Source organism: Thalassoglobus neptunius (assembly GCF_007859735.1).
GTDB classification, from domain to species: domain Bacteria; phylum Planctomycetota; class Planctomycetia; order Planctomycetales; family Planctomycetaceae; genus Thalassoglobus; species Thalassoglobus neptunius.
This window is the reverse complement of sequence record NZ_SIHI01000001.1, coordinates 1,017,228-1,029,771: the sequence shown is the minus strand read 5'-3', so window position 1 is coordinate 1,029,771 and position 12,544 is coordinate 1,017,228. Positions and strand designations below refer to the sequence as shown.

Below are 12,544 nucleotides of genomic sequence, written 5' to 3'. Positions count from 1 at the left end.
GCTCTAAAACGACGGCATTGTGACGACTTCGTTTCCGTTTCGTGTCCCGATCGCTCGCCAGACATCTCGATCAACCGATTCTGAAAGGAAGACCACGTGCCCATCCGCAAATGCGAGATTCACTCCGCCGGAATGCTCACTGGCAGTTGAAGAAACCATACACGGAACACAGCTTCCCAGCTTGCAGGTATTCTGATTGGGTGTGGCGACATGATTGTAGAGCGTGGAAAGTTCCGCACCCAACAGCCAATGGTCCCCGCGATTTCCATGATCCTCCATCCCAGGACGCAGGCTTCCACATTCGTCAGCAGCCCGGTCCATTTGATTGACCATCCCGAGATGATCACCGATGATATAGGTGAGTCGGTACGGGCTGGAGGATCCTTCCGTCGCAATCTCGGAAATGGCCGCTGTTTTCGACAGGCCGTCTCAAACCATCGCCGTTGTCACGACTCCGCCAATCGGTCCGTCCCAATCGATTCGATCAAGCGAGGAAAAAATCCCGTTGTAAGAAACATTCCGAAGCTCGCCCTGCTCGTCAAACTCGTGCCGTTTCCCGTACCCCACATTGTCAGCGTAATTTGAAACGTGTTTCATGTCCCGTGGAGTCGACGATGAAGGACACGCAAAGAGTGCCGGACGAAGAGCCAGCAAGTCCGACGCCTCTTCATCGAGCCGGTCCGCCTCGATCGCTGTCGTGATCAGTTGGTAAGTCGTGCCTTCTTCCACATAGGGAAGCAGCCGATAGAGATATCCATTCCAACCCCAGCCCGCGGGGAAGACGCGATGCGAAGCCTCGTAATGATGGACAGCCAGACCAATCTGTTTGAGATGAGACTGGCACCGCAACCGCCGGGCTGTTTCGCGGGATGACTGCACAGCTGGCAGAATCAAAGCCACAAGAATGCCGACAACCGCAATCACGACCATCAATTCAACCAGGTTGAATCCTGCCCGCTTGCGTCTTGTCATGAGTCTGCGAATTTCATCGCATGTGGGCTGCCGCGTGACAGTCCACTCAATGAGTTCACGAAGGTTGTCGTTCACATGTCCACCTCGCTGCGCCCTGCACAACAACGAGGCTACTTCTCCCCCGAATTGAAAGTCAAGGCGGACCCTCTATCGGGGGGAGTATGATCGCAGGTGAACTCCGTTAGTTTCGAGCTTCCGCTACTTTCACATGTGATCCATTGTTGTTCAGACAGCGGAGACTGAGATGGGCCGGTCCCACATTTGCGGCGGTCTGAAAGTGGACCTTGACGGAGTATTCTTCTTCGAGTTCCAGCATCTCGCGGCGTTTGTTGTTGATGAGGTAGTCGGCAACCTGCTGATGCAGTTCCACCTTGACGGTGCTGACATCAGAATGGGCTGAGGCTGTCATCAAGGCACGCATAACTTCAATGGCCATACTCTCGGCTGTCTTGACCTGTCCGGTCCCATTACAGCATGGACAGTCTTCATAGATGCTTCGGCGAAGCGACGGTCGAATCCGCTGCCGTGTCATCTCGATCAAGCCGAACGGACTGATGCGAAGCACTTTTGTTCGCGCCCGGTCTCTGGCAACACAGTCGCGAAGTTTTCGCTCCACGCCGCGTCGATGCCGTTCGTCTCGCATATCAATGAAGTCGTTGACGATCACACCGCCGAGGTCACGCAGGCGAATCTGTCGAGCAATCTCTTCCGCTGCGCGAAGATTGACCTGATAGGCACTCTTCTCCGCATCGTCATCAGCCCGATAGCTTCCGCTGTTGACGTCGATCGCCACGAGGGCTTCGGTCTGGTCAATGACAAGCGATGCCCCACCGGGTAGTGGAACGTGTCGACTTTGAATCCGGTCGATCTCGTTCTCAATCTTGTAGGTATGAAAAATCGGCTCCTTCCCTTCGAACAGCTTGATCGAGTCAGCGTTCTTGGGCATGACCGCCTTCATGAATTCGCGAGCCCGTTTGTAGGTCTCTTCTTCATCGATCCAGATGGCATCGATTCCGCTCGAGTAGATATCCCGAATGGTTCGCAGAACGATGTCGCTTTCTTCGTAGATATCGACCGGGGCAGGCAGCTTTTTGATTCGCCTGACGATCGTTTTCCACAGGCGAAGCAGATAGTTCATGTCCCGCTGAAGATCTTTTTCCGTCCGATCTGCACCCGCTGTACGAATGATGAAACCGAGCCCTTCAGGCGGATCGAGATTGCGCAGGATTTTTCGCAAGTCGCGTCGCAGATCTTCGTCTGCAATCTTGCGGCTCACTCCAAGACGATTCAGCCCCGGCATCAAGACGAGGTAACGCCCCGGGATGCTGATATAGGTCGAAAGTGTCGGACCTTTATTCCCGATTCCCTCTTTGATCACCTGAACCAGGACTTCGCTTCCTCGCTGGAAGATGTCCTGAATCGGGGGTTTATTTCGAGAGGTCCGTTCGTTGAACTTCGAGTTTCGGTTCCGTTCGGCGTCGTTGCGTTCCCGGTCGGAAAGCAGGTGCTTGTAGTATTGATACTCCACATCGCTGACGTGAAGGAATCCGTTTCGCCCGACGCCAAAGTCGACAAAGACGGCCTGAATGCTGGGCTCGATGTTGACGACCCGGCCTTTATAGATGTTCCCTGTATACTGCTCGATGCTTGTGCGTTCGACGTACAATTCTTCGAGCGTGCCATCTTCAACGATGGCGATTCTGCTCTCCTCTGGCTGGAGAACATTGATCAACATTTCCTTTTTCATAAAACCCTCTTCGCCTGCGGCGACGAACAGGGTGCATCCCATTGATGTCGATGTGTTGTGGAATCACGGGAGACTCAAAGGGAGCCTCGTCTGGTCAACTGCCAAAGAACTGGCAATTATCCCGACTGACTCGATTGGCCTCAAATCCATTTGAACTCACCTTTCTGAAGCGGTGATCCTTTTTGTGACTGGTTCGACCTCGAACCAGAGCTGACTCCTGCGGGTTTCTCGCCTGAACTTCTCTCAAATCCGCGAATTCTTCACACGCGGGGACAGAAAAACCGCCCAGCAACATACTTGACGCCATGAACTCTTGCCTCGACATCGAACCGGATTCGATCGTCAAATCTTGAAACGTGATCCGTCTGACGTTCGCTGAAGAAATCAGCGAACTTTGTTGGCTGACACCTATCCGGACTGTCCGGTTACCCTGCATGACGTCTCGGAAACAAGAGTTGGAATACACTCTGTGCAAACCTTGGTGAAATTTAAGTACTAGAAACTGTGTGCAAACGCTGTCGTTACTTAGTCAATCTTCACAACAAGCGCCATCACCTTGACACCATCTGAAGTCTGCCGATAAGACGACTCTTCAAATGCGACGCTGATAGCCGCCTGATTGATAACTGTATTCTTGATTCGTGAAATGTGTGTCTCATCGGACGTTCGCCGGATTGTGGACCCTTCGGACTGCAAGGAACTCAGTAGGAGTCACCCGCAGGAAAGACACATCCGAGACGAACAGCAATCGTCGACCCGATTTCGCTCTTAACACTGCCAGTACACAGGCACAGTCAATCGCGTGTGAACACGGGGCAAACTCTCTCAGAGTGAGCAACAGGCTCATCTGAGACAAAGTTGTATCTGGCGTGACAGAATAGCCGAATCCCTTACCGTCCGTAAAGGCTCGCGTCACTGGCCAAACGTTCACGAAGACCACAAAGCCGCCGCACGCCAAATTGTCTGCTATTGTCGGAACAAACTCCCCCGACTTCATAAATTCTTCCAAAGAACTTCTTTTCGCCCACATTCCCGAACCGAATCAGTGGCAAAGTCACCCCTGCGAAGCGGCTGCCTCTCGCTAGGAACGCGTAACCAACGACACGGCAATCAGTTACAGCCACACACAGACATCATAACCGGGATTTCTCACACTTTGAAACAGATCGCCCCAACTTGAAGAAAACTCCGGAATTCCCGGTTTGCAGCCGCAAAATCTTCATCTCTCACCCCTCAGGTCGACACGATCGTTTAGAATCATCAAAGAGGCACGACAAGACGCTGGCCGCTCAATTATTCAAGATTCGGTTTTACGATTCGTGAATTCAGTTGAGTCTTGCTCTGGGCGTGAGTAGTCTCTCCCACAATCTTCAAGTGTGATTTTTGCAAAAAGACAGCGAAGCTGCTGCATTGACTCCCACTCCTCTTTACAGGAAGTCTTGAGTATGGACCACCTTTTGTTGACAGGCGCTACCGGTCTGCTTGGTCGATATTTGATGAAGGATTTGTTGAAGAACGGTGTCAAGCTGGCCGTCCTTGCTCGTCCCAGTCGTCGAACCAGTCCGGAAGCACGCGTCGAAGCAGCGATGAGAGTGTGGGACAACATTCTCGGAGAACAGTTGCCCCGACCTGTCGTACTCAAAGGCGATATCAACTCTCCGGATCTCGGTTTGTCGAACACAGACATCAAATGGGCGAGTGAAAACTGCTCATCGATGATTCACAACGCGGCGAGCCTTTCCTTCGTCAGCACCGGTCGAGACAGCGAACCGTGGCGATCGAACGTCGATGGAACCGCGACAGTTCTCGAATTCTGCCAGCAAGCCGGAATCAAGGAGTTTTTCCACGTCTCAACAGCTTACGTCGCTGGGCTTCGAGAAGGCCGCATCCTCGAGTCAGAACTCGACGTCGGACAGGAATTTGCGAATCCTTACGAGGAAAGCAAAGTCATGGCCGAGAAGCTGGTCCGTGAAGCAAACTTCATCAATGACCTGACCGTCTTCCGCCCGGCAATTATCGTCGGCGATTCGCAAACGGGTCTGACGTTCACCTACCACAACTTTTACGCCATGGTGCAACTCGCTTACACGATTGCACGCAGCATGCACGAAACTCACTTCTCCGGGAAGGTCGACGCCAGCAACATCAACGTTAAGTCGTCCGGAGACGAGCGGAAGAATCTTGTCCCAGTGGACTGGGTTTCCGAAGTGATGGCGACGATCGTGACCGACAAAACGCTGCACGGTAAGACCTACCATTTGACACCTCGCCTTCCGGTCCCTTCACGGCTGATTCGAGATGTCATCGAAGAAGTAATCGGGCTCTACGGTCTTGGACTGGAAACAGACGAGAACCAAACTTCCGAACCGACCGAAATGGAGAAAGTGTTCTTCAAGCACATGGAAGTTTACGAATCGTATTGGAAAGACGATCCGGAATTCGATTCGACGAACACTCAGACAGCGGTTCCGCAAAACCTTTGCCCACATGTTGACCGCGACATGCTGACGCTGATGGCAAAGGACGCGATCGCTCGCAGCTTCAACTGGCGAGACCCAAAGGTCAACGAAAGCGAAGTTGCTCTGGTTCCGGCCTAAAGCTGCTTCCGCTGATCTCTGAATAGACATCAACGGCCCGACAGAATCGAAAGTTTCTGTCGGGCCGTTTTGTATTCGCGAAGCGAGATCGACAGTCTCTCAGCCGCCTTCTGAACAATGATGTTTCGCGCTGACAAACTGACATTTGGTGTCAGTAAACTTCGTTCTGCCGGAGACGTGTCGACGACCCACAAATTGAGTCCGAAAAATTCGCGACTGCACAGGGCGAAATCAGAGGCTGTCGCGTCTCGACTGCTCTTTTTTCTTCCGACCCCGCCCGAAACGGATTTTGGCGTCATTCACTGGGAATTTGACCGTTTTGAATGGATTTCTGCCGTTTGGTGCTCGACCAAACCTAACCTACTGTACGCGTCAACACCACTCACGCATTGGGTGCGACGATTGCAACCAGAAAGCTCGGAAAAAATCTCTTCTCTCATCCCAGATTTTCCACTGAAAACGCTTTTGTTTATTGACTTATTGCCCTCTGTTACCGACGATTAAGGAACGCCAGTGAGTGCTGGCCCGCCTCACTGGATTAGAGCCTCCCCCGGTCAGCCCGCCGGGGTCGAGGCTCGTTTTATTTTCCCCTCTTCGGCGGGTGATCTTTCCGTTCGACAGTTCCAACTTCTCAACAACTCAATCCGCCCAAGCGGACCAACTTCCGAATCAGCCTCGCTGCTGCGACTGCTCTACTCCCACGTGTATCCGAGCCGTTCGATTTCGTCGCTGAACATCTCTGCCACGCGATCTCGATCGTCGTCACTCAGAATCTCGCAATAGCTTCGCTTATCTTTGCGATGACCTGACTTGGCGTTAGGGAGCTCGAGAGGCTCCGGGATACCAACCTGCTTGCGGATCTCTTCGAGGTCGTCAGCCAGATTTTCAAACTTGCACACGCGATCGACCACGACTTCGCCGTCGATTGTGTAGAGATTGATTCCTCGATTCTTAAGCATTTGCGGATCGGGAGATTCAATGAACTCCGAGATGGTCGGACGCGGCTCGGTCTTGTTGCGCCAGTAGTACAGCGACACGATCCGGTCCCAGGGATTTCGCTCGAAGCAAAATGTGAAGTATTGATCCCAGATGTCCTGTCCGACGAAATCAATCACTTCACGGGCTGACATGTGATTGTAGAACTTCGTCTTCTGCTTGCCTTTGGTCATCAGCTTCAAGGCGTCCTTCACTCCGTACTGAGAGATCGGTGCCTGATAATTTTGCGGTCCGCGATAGCCAAGCTCTGTTCGCTTCTGTTCGTCGACGGGCGAAATCGGCGTGATGATGTCATCCGGTCCACAAAACTTTGACAGTGCAATCTCCACAGAGGTGCCTGCCGTCTTGTTTGTCTTGATGAAGATGTACCGATACTTATGCGAAACGATCACAGACTGACTCCTAAGTCTTCACACTCCGAATCATCCACTCGCAAAATTCCCGTCTCGGGTTCTCTCCAGTCGACGGATTGCCCTCTTGGCGGTTTCGAGTGGACCGGCATTTTAATGGAGGTCTGAGAACAGTCATACCCGAAGTTGCCTGCCTCGAATTCCGGGTCATTGGTCAAACTCCGGCTGATATCGAGTTTTCATCGCAATACGCACTGCCGTAGAATATTCGCTAACGGAGAGAACGCTGACGCGGAACGCTTTCGCTCTTGAGTCACTTCCCCTTGAACATGGCGTGCACTGTGATGACCTCTGATTGCCGGAATTCGCGAAGCTGTTCACGGTGGATCATCGCGGTGATCGCACTCTTCTGTGCAGGCAGTTTTCTTCCCGCAGCTTTCTCTTATGAAGCTGAAGCTATCGAATCCCAGGCAGCTCGAAAAAACCTGGAAGATGGGAGAACCACCCGGAATCAATCCATCACTGCCCTGTGGGGAAATGGAGAAGTCTCAGAAGCACTCGCCTCCGGAGAGCGCGTACTCGCCATCGAAGAACAACTCTTTCCGCCCGACGATCTCCGTCTTGCAACCCGGAGCATTGTGCTCAGCAACTATGCTCTCGAACTCGGTCGCGACGAGGTTGCGGAACGACACTCGAAGAATGCCGTTCGAGTTTTGTCATTGAATCAACCGGAAGAACACTGGCGGGTCGCTGCGGCGAAACAACAGGAGGGATTCCTGAAAGTCATGTTGGAAATGCCTCTGCCCCAACGACAGGAGTTGTACGCCTGGCAACGGCAGTTGCAGCAGGCAGTGAAAGAGGAAGACGCGACGAGCGGACTTGAGGCTGCCGAGAATCTCGCGAAAGTGACACAAGAAAACTTCGGCGAGCGACACCCATTCTTGATCATGGCGATGACGTCGATTCAGTCGGCGCAGCTTCAACTTGGCCAGATCGATACGGTCGGAACGCAGCTGGCCAAACTGAGAATCGACTTGCAACAGGTCCAACACCCGCAACATCCGGATCACGCAGTTGTCCTGAATCTCCTCGCACAGTATGAGGTGACAACCGGCGATCTGGAAAAGGGCCTCTCTTCTGCCAACTCTGCGATTGAGCAGTTTCGCAACGCCGGTCAACTTTTTGCGTCAGAGTATCTCAGCAGCCTCGAGATACGCGGAGCCATCCTGCTGATGCAGGGGGAAATCGAGGAGGCACTTCCGCCGCTTCGAGAAGCTTATGCAATTGGATCTCGCGAAGGATTTCCTCGTGAACGTCTCCGACCAATCGCCGACAATTTGGTCTACGCGCTTCGCACGGTCGCGAGATCGAAATGGGAGAATCAGGACTGGATGACCTCCAGGCAAGCGATCGAGGAAGCCAAGCAGATCGTCGATCAGCAATGGGGAACAGAGAATTTTCGCGCGACCGATCTCCGGGTCGATCCTGTTGTCACGACCGACGCGGAGTCGTGGAGCGATGACCAATGGGAACACTATCAGCAATTCCAGAACCTCCTCCCGGAAATTCAAACCCTGAGCCAATCCGGGAAAGCGACCGAAGCATTGGCACTTGCGCGAAAGCGTCTTGGTCTGGCATCAAGTCTTTTCGGTCAAGATAGTCTCGAGACATTGCGGGCACGGTTCGATCTTTTGACCCGATTGCTGAATCCACAGATCCTTGGAGCTCAGGACCACCAACAGCTTCGGCATCAAATCACCATTTTTCTGGTCGACTTCGGAAATCTCCTCGGCACAGATCACTGGGAATATGCTTCGGCCTGTTCCCAATTCGCAGCCAGCATGGATTCCGCAGACCCAATGATGATGGAGTTGATGGAACGTGCTGCCGAAGGTTTTCGCTCCTCGCTGGGAGAGAAGTCTGATCAGCATGTCGACACGCTCACGAAAATGGGATGCGTGCTGGCAGAGCAACTTTCTGAAGACGCTGTGACTCACCTGAATCAGGCGATTCAGCTTTGGGAATCGCGGCCGGGTCGCGGAAGCTACGCTCATTGCGTGGCCGTGGCCTCGCTGGGCGCGTACTACTACAACTTCGACGATCCTTACGAAGCACGACATCGACTCGCGGAAGCGGCTGAGCTTCTCCGAAACAACTCGAACGACAACATTGACTACGATCTTGGAATGGTTCTGAACTACCTCGGAAACGTCTCCGCGGATCAGGGTCGAAACCTGGATGCGGTTGCCTACTACAGCGAAGCGATTGAGTTATTCGAGAATGGTTTCTGGAATCCGGAAGCGAATCGTTATGGAAAGTCATTGTCTGACTACACCAGCACCTATGAGTGGTGTTTGTACAATGCAGCCAACAGCTACGACGTAACGGAGAAGTATCAACAGGCGGAAACCGTCCTCAAAAAGTTGATCGCCCGGTATGGCGAAGGAAGCCTCGACGAAACATACCGGAGTGCCCACCACAAACTGGCCGTCGTTTACGCGAAACAGGATCGAGACAAGGAAGCCCAACAGGTTCTGAAACGAATCTCGGCACTCGTGGCCGAACATTTCGATTCCGATCCTCTCATCGTGTCGGAACATTTTCTCGTCAAAGGTCATGTTGCCATCCTGATGGAGCGTCCGGAAGAGGCGCTTCGCTTCCTGGATCAGGCTTTCGAATCGTTCCAGAAAATCGACGATCTCAACAAGATCGATCGAGTCGAATGGGGTTACTTCGACATCAACCTGTTGCGACTCCGCGAGCACTACGAATCGATCGGTGCGTGGGACCGGGTTGTTGCTGTCAGAGAATTTGCAACAAGTTCTGAAGCTGTCCTGTATGCCAAGTGGCCAGACATTCTTGATCAACTCCGAGTGGAACTCGAACTCGCGCGGAGGATTGCAGCTTTGGACGAGGAATCTTTGCCGACTTACACGCAACTAGTTGCAGACACGGACGCACTCAAAAAACAGGATGCGAACCGCATCGATCCAAAACTGGTGGAGCGGTCCCCTCAACTCATTCAGGATATTGAGGAAATTCTCGGGCCGTTAAGCCTGCCTCTGCTGGCCTATGCACGAGAAATGGCGGACTACTACGAGTCGCAGGAACTCTTCGACAAGAGCCTTGAGATGAGCTCCCTTGCCGTGACCTGTGCGACGAAGCATTTCGGATTTCGTCACTCCGAAGTGATTCCTCTTCTGACCCAGCGTGCCCGACTGTTGCGAATCCTGGGAAAATATCGCGAGTCCCGACTGCTCGCAGAACAAGCTGTTCAAACCGCTGAAGAAGAAATGGGCGATGGGAGCTTCGATACGTTTTCTGCTCGTCTCGAGTTGGCGACCCTCTATTCCACCATTGAAGACTTCGGTTCCGCACTCCCACTTGCACGTTCTGCAAGCGACGGATTTCGTCGACTCTGGGGGGATGAAAACCTGGAGTATGCCACCGCACTCCAGCTCACCGGAGAAATTTACTACGGAATCGGCCAGCCGGACCTCGGTCACTCTCAGATCCTGAAGTCTTACGAAGTAATGAAGCGAATCCTTAAACCGGATGACCGAAACTTTCTCCGCAACAAAGTCGTCCTGGCGGTCTCGACAGCTTCAAACCCGGCACGTTCCGAGGAAGCTCACAAACGATTTGATTCCGTCGTTTCCGAATACGAAGCAGCTGGGCTCGACCAGACGGCGGAGTTTCAACAGTTGCTCATCCATCTCGGCACAGCACTCTTGAACTGGAATGAACTTGAAGAAGCCGAACAGGTTTTGCAGCGAGCGAAAGCGGGACTCGCAATTGATGAGACCACCGCCGCACTCCGACAGGTCCTCTTGTCGACGCTGGGAACAGTTCAGCGGAAATCCGGGAACATCAGCGAAGCACGCGAACATCTGACAGCCGCACTCCAGCTTCAGGAACACCTGTTCGGTCGAGAGTCGAAGACCGTCGCGGAAACTCGTTTTCAGCTCGCCGTAATCGAGAAACTTCTCGGCAACATCGAGAGTGCTCGTTCTCATGTGCAGCAGTGTTTGCGAATTGAACAGGCAGAGCTATCTAAAATCGGTGGACTTCTCAGCGACTCGTCGCTTCTTAATCTCCTCAACAAAGAGGAGCGACCACTCGATTTGCTGGTCTCCCTTGTAGACGACGAATCTGATCCGGAGGTCATCCAAAATGCGTTCCAATGGACAGTTCAGCGAAAAGGATTGGCTCTCGATTTGAGTTGTCGAACGAAGTCACTGCAACATTCGCGATCCTTCGACACACGAACACTCGCGCTAATTGAGCAGATCCGACTGCTGAACCAGGAACTTGCCGATCTGGCATTGAAAGAGAGTTCGAACCTCTCCGAAGAAGAAATTGCGATCGAACGACAGAAGCGATTAAAAGCCATCGCCGAAGCTCAAAGCGACCTGAGCGAACGACTGCGCGGAGAACAAATCAGTTTGCCTTCGCCATCGGCAGTGCTGACCGAACTCGGGCAGTTTATCGACGAGAACTGGGCATACCTGGAATTCCTGAAGGTCGACCAATTTCGTCCTCGCGACTCTTCTGAACCGAGTCATCGCTATGTCGCGTTCATTGTCCGGAATCAGTCGCAGGAGCTGCAAATTGACTTCGCTGACCTTGGTGATGCAGCTGAAATCGAAAGCATGATCGATGTCTTGCGACGGACCACCCGCGAGGTCCCGCGCATGATGCGTTTCTCTGACGAAGAGCAACTTGAAGAACAATACCGCGAGCTTGCATTCGAACTCTACGAAGCCCTGTTAGGTCCATTCCAGAAGCAAATCCACAATGCCGAGACACTCATCCTCGGGCCAGACGCAGCGATCTCCACCGTTCCATTCGCGGCACTTGTTGATGCTGATGATCGCTATCTCGTTGAAAGCAAAGAGATCAGTTACGTCTCCTCAGCCCGTGATCTTATGAGGTCGAACGGGGCTCCGGGAGTTGGAACGGTCGTCATCTCCAATCCAAACTTCGATGCAGACCTCGCCGAGCGGGAGGAGTCCATTGCCCGTGTGAACGATGAAGACCAGTCGCGAATGTTACTCACGATGCGTGGCGAAGAAGAAATTGATCTCCGCTCACTTCGATGGAAGCGGCTTCCAGGAGCTGAAGACGAAGCAACCGACGTCGAACATCTCTTGAGAGAAACCGCTTACGGTCCCGTCAAAACTTACATCGGGAATGATGCAGTTGAAGAGTTACTCAAGTCGACATACGCAGCCCGAATCCTGCATCTGGCGACACATGGATTTTACGTTCCGCTGGCTGAGCAGGAGGATTTCGGGAATGCGTTCCAGAGATCCGCTTCGATCAATACGAATCTGTTTCGACTTAGATCAGCCGAGAATCCTCTACTCCGCTCGGGGATCGTCCTCGCCGGAGCGAATCGAGCTTCCCAACCCGGTGACGAAGATCGGCTTGAGGATGGTTGGGTGACCGCTCAGGAAATCGCGAGAATGGAATTCCGAAACACCGAACTCGTCGTTCTCAGTGCGTGTGAAAGTGGGCTCGGCGACATCTCTTCCGGGCAGGGAGTTCATGGAATTCGGCGTGCATTCCTGAATGCTGGCGCTCACTCTATTCTCACATCTCTGTTCAAAGTTCCCGATATCGAAACTCGCGAGTTGATGCGTGCCTTCTACCAGCAGCTTCTGGAGTCTCCCAATCGTCGGGCTGCGCTCTGTCGCGCCCAGCGTCAACGAATCAAAGAACGACGCGAGCAACACGGAGGCGCTCATCCGTTCTTCTGGGCAAGCTTCATTCTGTTCGGTTCCGGCAACTGACCTTCGAACATCTCCTGAAACGCCCGACGGCGAACGCAAAAACCCTGTTGGGAAAAGCGTTCTCCCAACAGGGTTTTGTGATCAGCG

4 protein-coding genes and 1 pseudogene are annotated in these 12,544 nt (G+C 53.0%); 2 read left to right on the top strand and 3 right to left on the bottom strand.

From position 1 onward, the window contains the following. Positions 1-3 precede the first annotated feature (3 nt). Together KOR42_RS27295 and KOR42_RS04165 are read right to left on the bottom strand one after the other, a co-directional pair. A pseudogene (locus KOR42_RS27295) lies at positions 4-972 on the bottom strand (DUF1559 family PulG-like putative transporter). Between the two features lie 181 nt (positions 973-1,153). Next, positions 1,154-2,719 carry an Rne/Rng family ribonuclease gene (locus KOR42_RS04165; RefSeq protein ID WP_146507347.1) on the bottom strand — a complete coding sequence of 522 codons (1,566 nt, stop codon included), beginning with the start codon at positions 2,717-2,719 and terminating at the stop codon, positions 1,154-1,156. A gap of 1,445 nt (positions 2,720-4,164) precedes the next feature. Between KOR42_RS04165 and KOR42_RS04160 the strand changes: the two genes are divergently transcribed. Then, positions 4,165-5,316, top strand: a complete 1,152-nt coding sequence (locus tag KOR42_RS04160; RefSeq protein ID WP_146507346.1) for an SDR family oxidoreductase — start codon at positions 4,165-4,167, stop codon at positions 5,314-5,316. 692 nt (positions 5,317-6,008) lie between these two features. On the opposite strand, the gene KOR42_RS04155 is transcribed toward KOR42_RS04160, so the two are convergent. Next, complete coding sequence (locus tag KOR42_RS04155; protein ID WP_146507345.1) at positions 6,009-6,704, bottom strand: sulfotransferase family 2 domain-containing protein; 696 nt, start codon at positions 6,702-6,704, stop codon at positions 6,009-6,011. Between the two features lie 353 nt (positions 6,705-7,057). Here KOR42_RS04155 and KOR42_RS04150 point away from each other — a divergent pair, with 353 nt between their 5' ends. Beyond that, positions 7,058-12,457, top strand: a complete 5,400-nt coding sequence (locus KOR42_RS04150; RefSeq protein ID WP_197440845.1) for a CHAT domain-containing protein — start codon at positions 7,058-7,060, stop codon at positions 12,455-12,457. Positions 12,458-12,544: the final 87 nt, after the last annotated feature.

Excerpts from the sequence above, each read along its gene's own strand:
- KOR42_RS04165 (WP_146507347.1), bottom strand. The coding sequence starts at position 2,719 with ATGAAAAAGGAAATGTTGATCAATGTTCTCCAGCCAGAGGAGAGCAGA.
- KOR42_RS04160 (WP_146507346.1), top strand. The coding sequence starts at position 4,165 with ATGGACCACCTTTTGTTGACAGGCGCTACCGGTCTGCTTGGTCGATAT.